Raw genomic sequence first — 16042 nt, forward strand, 5'->3', positions numbered from 1 at the left:
CTACGCGGCGGCCGGGACGTACACGGTGAAGCTGACGGTCACCGACGACAAGGGCGCCACCGGCACCACGACCAACCCGGTGACCGTGACCGCGCCCGTCGGACCGGTGAACCAGGCGCCGACGGCGGCGTTCACCTCGACGCCGTCGGGGCTGTCGGTGGCGGTGGACGGTTCGGGCTCGTCCGATCCGGATGGCGCGGTGACGGCGTTCGCGTGGGACTTCGGTGACGGGGCGACCGGCACGGGGGCGACCGCGTCGCACGCCTACGCGGCGGCCGGGACGTACACGGTGAAGCTGACGGTCACCGACGACAAGGGCGCCACCGGCACCACGACCAACCCGGTGACCGTGACCGCGCCCGCCGCGGCCCCGTTCGCGGTGGATGCCTTCGAACGCACGTCGGGGACGGTCCTCGGGGCGGCGACCACCGGGGGGACCTGGACACAGACCTCCGGGACGGCCAACGTCGCGATCGACGCCGGCGCGGCGAAGCTGACGACGCAGGCCGCCGGGCAGACCCGTTCCGCCACGCTCAACGCGGCCACCTCGACGAGCACGGATCTGACGTTCGGCTTCTCGCTCTCCGCCGTCCCGACGGGCGCCCGGATGTACGTCTCGGCGCTCGGCCGGGTCGTGGGTTCCGACGACTACCGGGCCCGGTGGGTGATCGCGCCCGGCGGCGCCGTGCAGGCGCAGCTCGCGCGCGGCGGCACCGTGCTGGCGTCGCTGGATCTCCCGGGCTTCACCGTGAGCGCCGGCACGGTCTACAGCGTCCGGGTGCAGGTCGACGGCACCGGAACCACGGCGCTGCGCAGCAAGATCTGGCCGGCCGGGACGGCCGAGCCGGCGGCGTGGCAGCTGAGCACGACCGACACGACGGCCGCGCTGCAGACGGCCGGCTTCCCCGGCTTCACGACGTACGCGGGCACGGGCTTCACGGCCCTCCCGTCTGCGGTGCGGTTCGACGACTTCCAGGCGAAAGCCGTGACCCCGTGACGATCGCCCACGCCTACGCCCTGCTCGGCTCCGCGCAGAAGGGGCGGGGGCGGGGCGCGCCCGCCTACTCGCTGTACGTCAACCGCCCCGTCGGGCGGGTGATCGCCGCCGGCGCGTACACGTGGGGGCTGTCGCCGAACCAGGTGACGGCGGTCAGCGCGGTCCTCACCTTCACGGGCGTGGCGCTGCTGGCGCTGGTCCCGCCGTCGACGGCCCTCGGCATCGGCGTCTGGCTGCTGCTGGCCGCGGGGTATGCGTGGGACAGCGCCGACGGGCAGGTCGCGCGCCTCCGGGGCGGAGGATCGCTCGCCGGGGAATGGCTCGACCACGTCGTGGATGCCGCGAAGCTCGTCTCGCTCCACGTCGCGGTGGCGATCGGCGCGTTCCGCTTCTTCGGCCTGCCGCTCGCGTGGACGCTGGTCCCGCTCGGGTTCGCGATCGTGGCGACGGTGACCTTCTTCGCCATGATCCTGAACGACCTGCTGCGCGCACGCTCGGGCGTGCCGCAAGCGGCGGAGGCGGGCGGCTCGTCGCCGCTGCGATCCGTTCTCGGACTCCCCGTCGACTACGGCGTGTGGTGCCTCTCGTTCGTGCTGTGGGGGATGCCGCCGGTCTTCGCCGTCGTGTACTCGCTGCTCGCGATCGCCGCCGTGCTCTATCTGGTGGCCGCGCTGCCGGTGTGGTTCCGACGCATGGGACAGCTCGGGTGAGCCCGCGACCGGCGGGGCGGCGTGAGAAGAGTCTCATAGTGCGTGGTCCGTCCACCGCGGGTTGTTAGGGTCGGTGTGACCCGCCGGTGTTTTCTGCCGCGGGCGGACTCTTGGGGAGAAAGAGACTCCTCATGCGTTCTTCGGCGACAGCCGTCTCCTTCCGCGCGCTGACGGCGATCGTCGCCGCGAGCGCGATACTCTTCGGGGCCGTCCCCGCGGCGGCATCCGCGTCGCAGCCCGCCGCGGCATCCGGCCCGGCGCTCGTCGTGTCCGACACGATGGATCGTCGGGTCTCGGCAGGGCTGGGCGACGCTCCGGTCGGCGGCGCGTACCGGCTCTCCGACGCGCGGGCGTTCGCCGTCTCGGGCGGGACCGCCCAGGCCACGCTGCGCGTACCGGGGACGTCGGTGACCGCATCGCCGGCCGCCGTGTCGGCGGAGGACGTGTCGCAGTCGGTCGTCTTCACCGTGCCGCAGCTGCCCGCCTTCGGCCGCGGCGTCTATCTCAATCTGCAGTCGCGCACGACCGCCGCCGGGCGGTATCACGTGCAGGTCGTCGTGGATGCGAAGGGTGCGGCGCTGCTGGAGGTGCTGCGGGTGAACGGCCGCACGCAGACGGTGCTCGCCCGCACGACGCAGGTCCCTCGCGTCAGCGCGGGCTCACCGCTCACCGTGCAGACCAGCGTGCGCGGAACTGCGCGGGTCGCGATCGACGCCAGCGTGAGCGTCGCCGGCGTCGTCGCGCGGGTGTCGGCGATCGACGCGAGCTCGTCGCGCCAGGTGGGCGCGGGTGGCGTGGGCGTCGGAGCCTACCTCTCCAGCAGCTCCCCCGCGCAGGCGATCGTCTTCGACGACTACCGCGTGACGACGACCGCAGCCGCCGCGACGCCCGGCGCTCCCGCGACCCCCACCGCGGCGCCGACCCCGACCGCCACGCCGACGCCGACCCAGACCGCCACGCCGACGCCGACTCCCGCCCCGACGCCGACGAGCGCGCCGCCCGCCTCCGTCCCCGCGACGACGGATGGCGCACCGGCCTGGGACGTCTCCGGCACGCGCCGCGTCCGCGGGGCCGCCCCCCTCGGCACCGTCGCGCCGCCCGCGCCCGCCGGCGCGATCTTCGTCGACTCACGCGCTCGCGCGGGCGGTTCGGGCACGGCCGCGGCGCCCCTCTCGACCGTGCAGGGCGCCGTCGACCGTGCGGCGGCCGGTGCCGTGATCGTCGTGCGCGGCGGCACCTACAACGAGAGCGTCACGGTCCCGGCCGGAAAGGGCGTGACGATCCAGTCCGCGCCGGGAGAGCAGGTGTGGCTCGATGGATCCCGCCTCGTCACGGGGTGGAAGAACGCCGACGGCGCCTGGTACGTGGACGGCTGGACCTCCGACTTCGACTCGAGCCCGACCTTCACCCGCGGCGCCGCCGACGGCACCGCGAGCGGCTGGCAATGGCTCAACTCCGCGCATCCGCTCGCCGCGCATCCCGACCAGGTCTGGATCGACGGTGCCGCCCTCGCGCAGGTCGGCAGCCGTGCGGCGCTCGCGCCGGGCACGTTCTACGTGGATGCCGCCGCGCGCCGTCTCTACATCGGATCCACCCCGGACGGGCATCAGGTGCGCGCGTCGGTGCTGGCCAAGGCGCTGTCGGTGCGAGGCGAGGGCACGATCGTGCGCGACATCGGCATCCGGCGCTACGCCACCTCGGTCTGGATGATGGGCACGGTCACGATCGAGGCGCCGCGGGCTGTTCTCGACAACGTCGTCGTGTACGACAACGCGACCACGGGTGTGTTCGTGGGGGCGAGCGATGCCACCCTGCACGGCGTGACGGTGGCGCGAAACGGCCTCATGGGGATCGGAGCGAACCTCGCCGACCGCCTGCGCGTCGATGACGTGCTCGCCGTCGAGAACAACGCCGAGCACTTCAACCAGGCCCCCGTGTCGGGCGGGATCAAGATCGCGAAGTCGCGCGGTGTCGACATCACCGACTCCGCGTTCCTGCGCAACGACGGTCCGGGGATCTGGACCGATCAGTCGGTCTACGACCTGACGGCGGCCTCCAGCGACCTCATCGGCAACCTCGGCCACGGCGCGTTCATCGAGCTCACCCAGAAGGTGGACGTCGTGGATGACCTCGTGGTCGGAAACGGCGGCAACGGGCTGAAGATCAACAACACCGGGGACGTCCTGATCTGGAACAACACGATCGTCGGCGGCAACCGCACCGTCAACATCGTGCAGGATCCGCGTGACGCCGCCGACCCGGCGGTGCCGGGCCACGACCCGCGACGCCCCTTCCCGGACCCCACGATGCCCTGGCTGATCCGTGACATCTCGATCGGCAACAACGTGATCGCCGGCAGCTCCGGCACGTGCACGCTGTGCGTCGAGGACTACTCGCACCGGTACGCCGCAAGCGACCTGAACATCCGCTCGGACGGCAACGTGTTCCAGCGGAACACGGCCTCACCGGCCGGCGCCCCGCAGCCCGCGTGGCTCGTCGTGTGGTCCCGCGGTGCGGCGAACGTGAATCCGTTCGTGTTCACCTCGCTGGACGCCTACCGCGTCGCCACCGGACAGGATCTCCATTCGCTCGCCATCGACGGCCGTCCCGTGACCGCGGCGAACGGCGCCCTGCTCGGCGACGTGCCGGTGAACGGCCTCGCGCAGGCGCGACCCGCGCGTGCGGCGGCGCTGTGGACGGGCGCCCCGAACGGTGTCGGGGCGCGGATGCCGTGATCGGCGGCCGCGCCCGGCGCCCCCGGCACGCGGCCGCGGCACCCCGCCGCCGCGACGACGGGCGGCGGGGTGCGGGGCGGCGGGGTGCGCGCCCGGATGCTGCTACTTCGCCGGGCCGGCCCACAGACTGTCGTAGGAGTAGACCACCGGCGCCGCCGTCGCGCTCGCGGACAGGTAGCTGTTGATCCCGACGACGCCGGGCGCCTGCAGCACGGCCGTCGCGTCGGTGGACGTGAGCGTCCAGGCGGCGGGCTCCGGCGACGCGGTGCGCCAGACCTTGGCCTTCAGGGTCGTGGCGTTGACACCGGTCACCTGGAAGCGGATGCTGAGCGCGTCGCCCGCCGTCACCGTCGTGTTCGGGATCGTGAGGCTGGTGAGCACCGTCTCCGTTCCGCCGACCGTGCGGGTCAGCCACACCGCGACGGCGCCGGTGGAGGCCACGCGCACCTTGGCGCGGTAGTCGTTCGCGGCGTCGACCTGGCGTCCGATGGCCGAGAAGTAGGAGCCGCCTCCGGTCGCGGGCTGGTTGAACGACACGGTGAACCGCTCCTCGGTGTCCGTCGACGGTGCCGCCGAGGTCAGCGCGGCGGTGTAGGAGTTGCCGGGCGACAGAGTGACCTTGCCGACCCCGCCGGCGACGGAGAACTTCGAGGTCGCGGTCGTGGTCCCCGGCGTGATCGCCCACGTCCCGCCGACATCGGCCGCACCCCACCCGCCGGTCGCGGTGCGTTCGAAGTCGTCGCGCGCCCACACGAGCGCAGCGGTGACGGTCACCGCTGCGCTCTGCGTCGCGGTGACGCCGCGGTCGTCCGCGACCGTGAGGGTGACGGTGTACGTGCCGGCACTCGCATAGTCGTGCGTCGCGGTCGCTCCCGAGCCGGTGGTCCCGTCGCCGAAGTCCCAGCCGTACGAGGCGACCGTCCCGTCGGGGTCGGCCGAGCCGCTGCCGTCCGCGGTCACCCGCAGATCGGCGACCGTGGTGGTGAACGCGGCGGTCGGCGCGCGGTTTGCCACGACCGTGACGGCGCGGGAGGTCGTGGCCGTCGCGCCGGCGTCGTCGGTCACGGTCAGCGCGACCGTGAAGGTGCCGGCCGAGCCGTACGTGTGCGTCGCGGTCGCTCCCGGGCCGGTCGTCCCGTCGCCGAAGTCCCAGGCGTACGAGGCGACCGTGCCGTCGGCATCGGACGAGCCCGTGGCGTCCACCGTGAGCGCGAGGAAGTCGGTCGTCGAGGTGAACGCGGCGACCGGCGCCTGGTTCGGGCGGGCGCTGGCGGTGACCGTGCGGGTCGTCGTCCCGGTGAGCCCGTCGTTGTCGGTGACGGTGAGGCGCACCGTGTAGTCCCCGGGCGCGGCGTACGTGTGCGCCGCCGTCGCCCCGGTGGCGGTGGACCCGTCGCCGAAGTCCCACGCGTAGGAGGAGACGCTGCCGTCCGTGTCGCGGGAGGCGCTCGCGTCGGCCGTCAGGGCGAGGTGGTCCATCGTCGGCGTGAAGGATGCCGTGGGCGCCTGATTCGGCGCGACGGTCACCGTTTTCGACAGTGCTCCGGTCAGCAGGGTCGCGTCGGTCGCCGTCAGCGTCACCGTGTATGTCCCGGCCGCGGCATAGGTGTGGGTCGCCGTCGGGCCGGCCGCCGACGTCCCGTCGCCGAAGTTCCACGCGTAGGTGGCGAGGTTGCCGTCGGCATCCGTCGTGGCGGAGGCATCCACGCCGATGCCGAGATATGTCGACGACAGCGTGAAGGCGGCGACCGGCGCGCGCTCGCTCGGCACCCGACCGGCGGCGGCGTAGTGCGCGCGCACGCGGTCCTCACTGAGGACGCCGGGGTAGACGGCGACCTCGTCGAGGGTCGCGGCGATGTAGTTGCTGGAGGTGTTCCCCCACGTCTTGTCCCCGCCGATCCGCCAGAATCCGCGGTAGGCCTGGCCGGTGGCCACGGGTGAGCTCGCGACGAGCTGCGTATCGATCCACAGCTTCATCCCGCTGGCGCCCTGCGAGGCGACGAGGTGGTGCCACTGGCCGTCGTTGTAGGCGCTGGTGCTGGTGATCGTGGTCTGCGTCCCGTTGTACGTGCCGAAGTTGACCCGTCCGTTCGACTGCATCACGACGTGACGGTCGTAGCTGCTGCTCAGACCGGAGGACGTGTTGCCGAACCCGATCAGCTTGCCGCCCTTCGTGCTCGTCGTCTTGAACCACAGCTCTGCGCTGTAGGCCAGCGGCGAGTCCCACGCCTCCTGGGCGATGCCGACCGCGTTGGTCCCGTTGAACGTGGTGGCCGTGCCGGAACCCGTGATGCCGGCCACCGAGCGGGTGACCGTTCCGGTCAGTGCGCCCGTGGGTCCTCCCGCGGCGGCATCCGTCAGGGTGGTGCTGCCGGCGGGCTCGTCGAGCCGCCAGTACAGGTCGGGACGGTCGGTCGACACCGTCGCCCCGTAGGCGTCGGTCGCGACGGCGCTCCAGCTCGCGGAACGTCCGCTGGCGAGGTAGTGCGCCTGGACGTCGCTCTGCGGCAGGGCCTTCGGGTAGACGGCCACGTCGTCGATGCTGCCGGCGAGGCCGGCGTCGTTCGGACGGTTGGTGAAGCCGCCGGTCTGGTCGGCGCCGATGCGCCAGTAGCCCGCGTAGCTCTTCGGTGAGGTCGCGGCCTGCGACCTGCCCGCGCGGATGCCGTCGACGTACAGCTGCATGCCGGAGCCGTCGACCGTGCCCACGAGGTGGTGCCACTGGCCGTCGTTCACCCCGGCGCGGCTGAAGATCGTGCGGTAGCTGCCGTCGTTGATCGCGAAGTTCGCACGCCCGGAGGCATCGAGGTACAGCACGCGGTCGGTGCCGCCGGACGACGACGTGCCCGTGGCGGAGTCGCCGAAGCCGACGATGCGTCCACCCCGGGTGCTGGTCGTGTTCACCCAGGCTTCGACGGTGACCGCGGCATCGCTGGGGACGACGTCCTGCGTCGTCATCCGGGGCGTGCTGCCGCCGGTCGACGTCACGGCGGTGTCGGTGTCGCCTGCGAGTGCGCCCGGCGTGCCGAGGGTGAGGCTCGTCGTGGTTCCGGGCATGTCGCCGATGTCGTCGTACAGGCGCGTGCCGGAGCCCTCGCCCAGACGCCAGTAGTGCGAGGCGCCGCTGCTGCGCACGGCCGAACGATAGGCGGATGTCGCCGCATCGGAGACGGTGGTCCAGGGCGACCAGGCGCTCCATTGCACGTTGCCGTCGGCATCCTTCGCGCGCACCTGGTAGCGCACCTGGGCGCCGGGCGTCTGTCCGGTGTCGGTGATGCTGAGGCTCGGCAACGACCAGAACCGGCTGTCCGTGCGGGTGAAGGTCGCGATCTTCGTGGCCGGGCTGCGGAAGACGTCGTAGGTGATGGGGGCGCCGTCGCGGTCCCAGGCGCTCGCGAAGGGCACGCGCACCGTGCCGCGCTCGTTCGAGTACGGCGCCGGTGTCATCGCGGAGGTGTAGATGGGCCCGCTCAGGTGCGGCGACACCGTGCGCTTGCCGAACCGGGCGAGTCCCTGCTGGGCCGTGCTGCCCACCTTCGGGAACTCGCCGGCGAGCACCACGTAGTCGCTGTTGCCCGTCACGCTCCAGGCCGCTTGGCGGGCGGAGGTGTAGGAGCCGAACTCCAGGTCGGGGAACCAGTTCAGCAGGCCGGCGTACGGCAGACCCGTGAAGTCCCATCCGTAGGCGTCCTTGCGCGTGATGACACCGGTCGGTGAGGTCGGTTCGGCGGTCGCCTTCATCCACCGCGACCGGGGGTTGGTGTCGGGGAACCCGCCGACGACGCTGCAGTCGTGTCGGTGACCGACGGCGTACAGCACGCCCCCCTGCGGGAAGCTCGAGTAGGTGTCGCCGAGGCAGTCGTTCACCCAGTTCAGGGCGCCCGTGTAGGGATCGGCGGCGAAGGTGCCCTCGAACGAGGCGCCGGCACCGAAGGCGTAGCCCGTGCCGTAGACCTGCGTGCCGTCGGTGCTGAGGCTGGAGATCGCACCGTTCAGCCCCGCGGTGCGGATGCGGTCGACCGCCGCCCACGGCAGGGCCGCGCCCGTCGCGGCATCCAGGGCTCCCATGCCGTACGCGGCGGCGCCGTTGAGGAGGGTGAACGATCCGGCGACGATGATGCGGGAGTTGTCGGGGCTCGTCAGCATGTCCCAGACGAACCCGTTGCCGGCGGCGGTGGGCGCCCACGGCGTGAGCGCCGCCGTCGTCGCGTTCCAGGCGGCGAGCTCGGTGCGCGGCTGACCATTGCTGGAACGGAAGTTGCCGCCGGCGTACACCGTGTCGCCGATCACGGCGAAGCCGCGCACCTGCCCGTCCGTGCGGGGCGCCCAGCCGGTGAGCGCTCCCGTCGCGACGTCGAAGGCGGCCACGTGCGCCCGTGCCTGCCCGTCGACGGTCGTGAAGTCGCCGCCGAAGTAGACCGTCTTGCCGTCGGGCGCGGCCCGGACGACCAGCCCCTGCGCGTCGAAGGAGTGCGAGAAGTTCGGGGCAGGGTTGCCCGTCGTGATGTCGAACGCGAACACGTTGTTCGCATCGATCTCTCCCGCCCCTCCCGCGGCCACCCCGGGGGGCCGGGCCTTGGTGAAGCTGCCGGTGACGTACACGGTGTTGCCGGCGACGGCCTGACTCCAGACGACGCCGTTGATCTGCCAGGTGGGCAGGAGGTCGACGGTCGCGGTCTCGGGCGCCGCAGGCGCCGCGTCCGCGTAGGCGGGCACGGCGGTGACGACGACGGCGCCCGCGACGATCGTCGCCAGGGCGATGACGGGGGCGAGAAGGCGGACCAGCCGCGGTCGGCGCGAAGTGGTGCGGATCATGATGTTCCTCGGACGGAGTGCGGGACGCGGTGGCGGGCGAGACGGACGGACATCAGCTGAGAGCCCCGCGGAAGACCGCGGAGGTGTGGACGGCGTCGAAGTCGACGACGATCGTGAGCGGCGTGGAGTGATCGGCCGGTGCCGCGACGGCGTACACGGCGGTCGTGATCGCTGCGGGCCCGACCGTGCCGGCGAAGTCGCGTGCGCCGGACTCCGTCGTGTACACGGGAACGAGACGGGCTCCGGAGGGGTCGAGCACCGTGACCACGGTGGACGACACGTCGATCTCGCCGTCCGACCCGTTGGTCAGCTCGAGCGAGATGCGCGCGAACTCGCGGCCCGTCGCGGCGCCCGGTCCCTGTGCGGTCTCGGACCCGTACGTCACGGACGAGATCCTCAGCACGACGCCGTCGCCGTAGGTCACCTGTTCGGCCGGCGAGGCGACCGCCGCGCTGATCGCGGGAGCGGCGGGGGCGCCGTCGCGGCCGGCTTTCGGGACGGGCGCATCCGCGGCTGCCGTCGGCGGCTCGGGGGCGGGCGATGCGGTCGCGGCCGTTCCGGGCGTCGTCGTGGGCGTCGCCGCGGCCGGCGTCGCCGCGGGCGGGGATGCCGCATCGCCGCGGGACGAGGCCGCGCAGCCCGTCGCCCCGGCGGCGACGATCAGCGCCAGCAGCGTCGCGCCGATGCCGCGGGACAGCGCCCCGGACGCAGATCTCTCGGTGGTCATGGTGTCAGCTCCTCCGTGAGTCGCGGGCTTCGTGATCCTGCCTGCGGGGAGGGCGCGGGCGCCGGCGCAGCGGCCGATCCCGTCTCCTCGCGGAGGCGTTCGAGAAGCGCCGCGGACAGCGCGCGGTGGTACCGATCGGGGGAGTGGCGCAGCCGGACGCGCTCGGCATCCCCCCAGGCGCCCTCCCGCAGCGCATCCCATTCGTCGTGCACGCGCCGCAGTCCCGCCGCGAGGGCGTCGACGTCGTCCGTGGCCACCAGGAGCGCCGAGGCGAGGTCCGCGGACGCCTCCCGCAGGCCGGTGTGGTCGGCCGCCACGACGGGGCGGGCACACAGCGCGGCCTCGATGAGCACGTTGCCGAACGACTCCGCGCCGCGCGAGGGGACGACGGCGACATCGGCGGCGGAGAGGCGGTCCCACACCGAGCGCTGGAAGCCGGCGAATCGCACCCGCTCGCCGATGGCGAGCTCGGCGACGCGGTCGCGCAGGCTCTGCTCGTACCACTCGTAGCCCGGGAAGACATCGCCGACGATCTCCAGCTCGGCCGCCAGCCCGAGCCCCTGCAGCCGCGCCACCGCGTCGACGACGAGGTCGACGCCCTTGCGCGGCGAGAGCCGTCCGACGTAGACGATGCGCAGCGGTGCGTCGAGGCGGATCCGGGCGGGGGTCGGTGCCGACGGTCCGGCGACGCCGTTGGGGACGACGCGCGCGCGATCGCGGCGCTCCAGCCACGCCGAGCCGGCGACGCGCCGACTGGTTTGAGAGTTGAAGATCACGCCCGACGCCCACCGCAGGGGGCGGGTGAGGATCGCCCGCGCGGCTGCGGGAAGCGTCGACTCGGCTTCGTGCACGTGGACGACGCTCGGCACGCCCGCGCGGCGGGCGGCGAGGATCCAGAACGGGATGGTCACGGTGTTCACCAGCACCACATCGGCGCCGACGTCGGCGATGAGGCGCCGCATCCTCGGCCCGTGCGCCACGACGTCGCGAAGCAGTCGCACGAGACCGCGCGGACGCAGGGCGCTCTTGCGGATGACGGGCGCATCGAGGAAGCGGACGTCGGCCCCGGCGGCGCGCAGGAGCGGGATGAGCGGGCCGTCGTCCGAGCTCGTCACGACCACGCGCCACCCGAGCTCGACGAGGCCGCGGACCCCTTCGAGCATCATCCGGTCCGACCCGTACAGATCGGCGGACGGGTTGGCGACGAGGACGGTGCGAGCGCGATCGGCGGCGGACATGTCAGTGCTCGGGCCAGTACTCGTCGACGAGGCTCACCGTCGACGCGATGTTCGCGCGGCTGGAGGCGCCGAACACGATCGCCTCGAGGTTGGGCAGCGCGGTCACCCACTCGATGGCTTCGCGCGGAGAGATCGCCCCGCTCGCGAAGACCGACATCGCCACGGCGCGGAACGGCCGTCGCTCCATCGCGTCGAGATAGCTCTCCACCCCGCCCGACATGCGGAAGCCGAGCTTGTTGATGTTGGAGCAGACGATCGGGTTCTCCACCCCGGCGCGGTCGAGGTCGTCGAGCACCCGCGGCAGGTTCATCGTGATGAAGCCTGGCTCGGCGCCGTAGCGCGTGCGGACGTGGTCGGCGAAGATCCGGAACGCGTCCGTGAAGCCCAGCCCCGACAACAGGTCGACGATCACGTTCTGCAGCCAGATCACCGGGGTGGACAGTCCCGCGAACATCTTCAGCTCGGCGTCGATGAGCAGCGTCGCGACGCCCTCGATGTCCTTGCGGGCGAACGACGACGCGCCGCGGGCGATGCTGTCGAGCAGACCCTCCTCCGGCAGGAACCGCCGCACGGCCCCGAGGAAGCCGTCGTCGGTGATCGCGTTCGCGTACTTGTGCGCGTACGGCATGCACGGGAAGAAGCTCATGCCCTCGTAGCGGTCGGGGTGGGTCCGCACGCGCTCGGCGATCTCCCCGATGCGGTCGTGGGTGGTGCACATGAACGTGTGGACGCCCTCGTCGTACGCGGCATCCAGCACCGACATGATCGCGTCGGTGTCCTGGAAGCGCATCTGCTGGGCGCGCGCCTTCTCCTCCGACATGTGGTTCACCCCGAAGAACTGGTTGTCGCCGAACAGCAGGCGATCCATGGTCCGGGTGGACGACGGTGTGATCAGAGTCATCGTGCTCCTCCTCGCAGCGCACGCAGCGCCGTTCCGAACGGGTTGCCGCGTCGAGCGGGCAGGGGTGTGATGGTGGCGACGTGTCCGGGGGTCGTCAGCCTCGCGTCGACGCGGGTCGCGTCTTCGCTGATCATGGCGATGACGCGATCGGTGGCGGCGGCCGAGCCGAAGTCGTTCTGACCGTGCACGGCGTGCGCACGCACGCGCCACACGAAGGCGTCGAGCTGTGCGCTGTACTCCTCGCCGCGCAGGTAGAACCAGGGCGCGGCGGTGAGGTCGGTCGTGTAGCGGACGTTCCAGCCGGCGCGATAGCCCTCGGGGATCTCGGCCGTGTCGCGCAGGTAGACCTGGATCTCCTGCCGGTCGGCGTAGATGCGCCCGTGCTCGCCCCAGAGGGTCACCTTCGTCGTCATCTTGCGCTGCGACTCGTCGGACCAGTTCGCGATGATCTGCGCCGTCCCCTGCGGGTAGTGGAGGGTCGCGGCGACGGCGTCGTCGATCTGGGCGGAGAAGATGCTGGTGAGCTGGCTTCCGCTGACGGACTCCGGCTCGCCGAGATACCAGGTCAGCAGGTTCAGCGGGTGGGCGGCGTAGTCGTACAGGCATCCTCCGCCCGTGGCCCGTTGACTGCGCCACGTGTGACCCGAGGGTTTGAGCACCACCGGCCCGTACGCCTCCGCGAGCGCGGTCTCCACCGTGCCGATCGCACCGAGCTCCAGCAGTCGCTGCACCTCGCGGAACGCCCCGACGAAGCGGTTGTGGTACCCGACCTGGGTCACGATCCCGCGCGCCTCGGCGAGCGCGGTCAGCTCCGCGCCCTCGTCGGGGTCGATCACGAGCGGCTTCTCGCAGAACACATGGATGCCGCGGCGGATCGCCTCGCGGATCATCCCCGCGTGCAGGTGGGTGGGAGTGGCCACGATGATCGCGTCGGGCTGCGCCGTGTCGAGCATCTTGCCGAGATCCTTGAAGGTCGCCACCCCCGTGTACTTGGCGAGGACGTCGAGGAGGTACCCCGTCGCGTCGCACACGCCGACGAGGTTCACCTCCGGGTGCGCCTTGATCATGGACAGGTGAGACAGCCCCATTTTGCCGAGGCCCACGACAGCGACATCGATCACACCAGCACCTCCGTTCGTCGAGTGACATGGCCGTGGCGCGCGAGCGCCGTGAGCAGCGACTGCTCGTACTGGGCACCGATGTGGTCCCAGGTGAACTCCTCGCGGTGGCGCGCGCGGCTCGCCTCGCCCATGCGACGTCGGCGTCGCGGGTCGGCGAGCAGGTCGTCGAGCAGGTCGCCGAGATCGTCCGCGCCTCGGAAATAGGCGTTCCCGGGGCCGGCGACCCACGTGTTGTACCTGTTGTCGTGGGCCACGACGGCGTTGCCGGCGCCCATCGCCTCGACCAGGGACGGGTTCGTGCCCCCGACGGTGTGCCCGTGCAGGTAGAGCGCGCTGTGGAAGCGCAGCGCCTGCAGGCGCCCGCTGTCGAAGATCGCCCCGGGGAAGCGCACCTCGTCGGATGCCGCCGCGCGGACGGCGACGTGATACGGATCGGTGTCGGTGTACGGGCCCACCACGACCAGCGGCATCCCGCGGCGTCGCGCCGACCACGCGGTGACGATCTCGAGGACGGAGTTCTCGGGGATGGGACGGCAGACCACGATGCCGTAGGCGTCGGGCTCGAGGTGCAGGTCGCGCACCGGCGCGACCGGTGCCGACGTCACCGAAGGGGCGCCGTAGGTGATGGTCTCCACCCGACGGCGGCCGAAGTGGCGTCCGAGATAGGCCGAGATGACGGGGTGGTCGCCGATCAGGACGTCGCCCACGAGACCCGCGAGGCGTTCGTTGGCCAGCAGGATGCCCTGCTTCGCGAGGCCCCACCGGCGGCGGGTCCACTCCATGCCGTCCATGTTGATCACGTTCGGGATGCCGCGAAGGCGCGGCATGACGTCGAGGACGCCCGTGTTGTAGCCGAACGTCAGCCAGACGTCGCCGTCGCGGTGGTGCTGCGTCGCGTGGCGGATGGACACGAGGTCGAAGTGCGAGGTGCCCTTCCAGCCGTCGCGCGGCTCGGGGATGAGGACGCGTTCGATGCCGTTCCAGCGGTCGGAGGCGATCTCGCCCTCGCCGTCGACCTGGCAGTAGACGACGACGTCCCACCCGTGGTCGCGCAGGTACAGCCCCACGTGCTCGGCGGCGGTCTCGAACCCGCCGTAGGCGGCCGGAACCCCGTGGGTGCCGAGGATGCGGACGGTGCGGCGCGTCATCAGTAGGCCCCGTCCGGGCGGAGCATGACGCGCACCGTCCGCCACATGAGCACCAGGTCGGTCATGACGGTCCAGTTCTCGACGTAGCGCAGGTCGAGGCGCACGCTCTCCTCCCAGCTCAGGTCGCTGCGTCCGCCCACCTGCCAGGGGCCGGTGATACCCGGCTTGATGTAGAGCCGGCGGAGGACGTCGTCGTCGTACGTCGCGACTTCGCTCGGGAGGGGAGGGCGCGGACCCACGACGCTCATGTCGCCGACCAGCACGTTCCAGAACTGGGGAACCTCGTCGAGCGAGTACTTCCGCAGGATCCGGCCCACGCGGGTGACACGAGGGTCGTCGTGCATCTTGAACAGCGGGCCCGCGCCCTCGTTCGCCGCGAGCAGCGCGGCGCGCCGCTCCTCGGCATCCACGGTCATCGAGCGGAATTTGATCATCCGGAACTCGTGACCGTCCCGTCCGACCCGTGCCTGGGGAAAGAGCAGCGGACCGGGCGAGTCGAGCCGGATCGCGAGGGCGATGACCGCCGCGACCGGTGCGAAGAGCAGAAGGGCCGTGGCGGACACGACGATGTCGAGCGCGCGCTTGGCGAGATAGGCGCGACCGGCGAACGAGGCGATCTCGACGTGGATGAGCGGCAGGCCCTCGATCGGGCGCAGCGACATGCGGGGTCCGGCGACGTCGGACAGGCGGCTCGAGATGACGAGCTCGGCCGCCGTGTTCTCCAACTGCCAGGCGAGGTGCTTGATGTCGTCGGGATCGCGATCACCGCCGCTGGCGACGATGATCGTGTCGGCGTCGAGGGCGGCGGCCGCCTCCGCGACGGTGTGCGTGCGCAGGACCGGGTAGGTGGCGTCGTCGACGCGGAGACTGTCGAGCTCGTCGCCGCGCAGCGAGGCCCCGACGACCTGATAGCCCAGCCCGGGGTCGGCGATCGTGCGGATGACGTACTCGACGTCGGCGCGGTCGCCGACCACCATGGCGCGCGAGGTGTAGGCCCCGGTCGCGCGGCGGCGGATCAGCCAGCGGCGCCACAGCCAGCGCTCCACGAGCAGGACGCTGACGCCCAGCGGGAGCGCGACGAACAGTTGAGAGCGGATGCCGTCGACGTCGAGGGCGACGTCGAGCATCGCCAGCAGCCCGAACGCGAACCCGGTCGCGTGCACCAGCCGGGTGTACTCGACGGCGCCCGAGCCGATCAGCTTCACATCGCGCGTGGCGAACAGCGACAGCATCAGCAGCCACACGGCCGCGGTCACGAGGGCGATCTGACCGACGAGGCCGGGGTCGCCGGCGGCGAGCGGACCGCCGGCGACCCCTGTCGACACGACCGTCGCGATCGCGCAGGTGATCACGACCGCGGCGGCGTCGCTCGTGCGCAGGATCCACCGGTAGCGGCGTTCCCACGAGTGACGCCGCTCCAGCGCCCGTGACGGGCCGGCGGTCGCCGATGCCCGCGAGGTGATCGTCGTGAACGGTGCGGCGAAGCCCGTTCGCGCGATGCTCGCGGCGTCGTGGATCGCGGTCATCGCGTGACCACCGCCACGACGGAACGCAACAGCAAAGTCGGCATTTTGCCCCCCAGCAAACCGACGGGCGAATCGTGATCCGCCCCATCCCCAGTAAGACGACGCGAAGACCCCCGTCTCCTGC

Annotated in this window: 10 protein-coding genes; 3 read left to right on the forward strand and 7 right to left on the reverse strand. The window is 72.0% G+C overall.

What is annotated here, in order from left to right; genetic code table 11:
• The 3 genes from MHO01S_RS05035 to MHO01S_RS16440 form a co-directional block, all read left to right on the forward strand.
• Positions 1-997: PKD domain-containing protein (locus MHO01S_RS05035; protein ID WP_157553736.1), on the forward strand; the 997-nt coding region annotated here is incomplete at its 5' end.
• Entirely contained in the window at positions 994-1707 is a 714-nt protein-coding gene (locus MHO01S_RS05040) for a CDP-alcohol phosphatidyltransferase family protein (protein WP_060961114.1), read from the forward strand. The genes MHO01S_RS05035 and MHO01S_RS05040, both read left to right, overlap by 4 nt.
• 131 nt (positions 1708-1838) lie before the next feature.
• Positions 1839-4442, forward strand: coding sequence for a right-handed parallel beta-helix repeat-containing protein (locus MHO01S_RS16440; protein ID WP_061781940.1), 2604 nt, complete (start codon positions 1839-1841; stop codon positions 4440-4442).
• A gap of 102 nt (positions 4443-4544) precedes the next feature.
• Here the strand turns inward: MHO01S_RS16440 and MHO01S_RS05050 are convergent, their stop codons facing one another.
• From MHO01S_RS05050 to MHO01S_RS05080, 7 genes are read right to left on the reverse strand one after another with little or no spacing between them, the layout of a single operon-like run.
• The gene (locus tag MHO01S_RS05050) at positions 4545-9257 is read right to left on the reverse strand and encodes a LamG domain-containing protein (protein ID WP_061781941.1); all 4713 of its coding nucleotides are present in this window, start codon (positions 9255-9257) and stop codon (positions 4545-4547) included.
• A gap of 52 nt (positions 9258-9309) precedes the next feature.
• Positions 9310-9984, reverse strand: coding sequence for a hypothetical protein (locus MHO01S_RS05055; protein ID WP_061781942.1), 675 nt, complete (start codon positions 9982-9984; stop codon positions 9310-9312).
• A complete protein-coding gene (locus tag MHO01S_RS05060; protein ID WP_061781943.1) occupies positions 9981-11222 on the reverse strand; it encodes a glycosyltransferase in 1242 nt (413 codons plus the stop codon). Before MHO01S_RS05060 ends, MHO01S_RS05055 begins: the two co-directional genes overlap by 4 nt.
• A 1-nt stretch (position 11223) precedes the next feature.
• Positions 11224-12123, reverse strand: coding sequence for a hypothetical protein (locus MHO01S_RS05065; RefSeq protein WP_219879390.1), 900 nt, complete (start codon positions 12121-12123; stop codon positions 11224-11226).
• A complete protein-coding gene (locus tag MHO01S_RS05070; protein WP_060960525.1) occupies positions 12120-13244 on the reverse strand; it encodes a Gfo/Idh/MocA family protein in 1125 nt (374 codons plus the stop codon). Before MHO01S_RS05070 ends, MHO01S_RS05065 begins: the two co-directional genes overlap by 4 nt.
• Entirely contained in the window at positions 13241-14392 is a 1152-nt protein-coding gene (locus tag MHO01S_RS05075; RefSeq protein ID WP_060960526.1) for a DUF1972 domain-containing protein, read from the reverse strand. The genes MHO01S_RS05070 and MHO01S_RS05075 overlap by 4 nt, the downstream gene beginning before the upstream one ends.
• On the reverse strand, positions 14392-15918 hold the full coding sequence (locus tag MHO01S_RS05080; RefSeq protein ID WP_060960527.1) for a sugar transferase: 1527 nt from the start codon (positions 15916-15918) through the stop codon (positions 14392-14394). The genes MHO01S_RS05075 and MHO01S_RS05080 overlap by 1 nt, the downstream gene beginning before the upstream one ends.
• Positions 15919-16042: the final 124 nt, after the last annotated feature.

Origin of the sequence: Microbacterium hominis NBRC 15708, from assembly GCF_001592125.1 — a bacterium.
GTDB classification, from domain to species: domain Bacteria; phylum Actinomycetota; class Actinomycetes; order Actinomycetales; family Microbacteriaceae; genus Microbacterium; species Microbacterium hominis.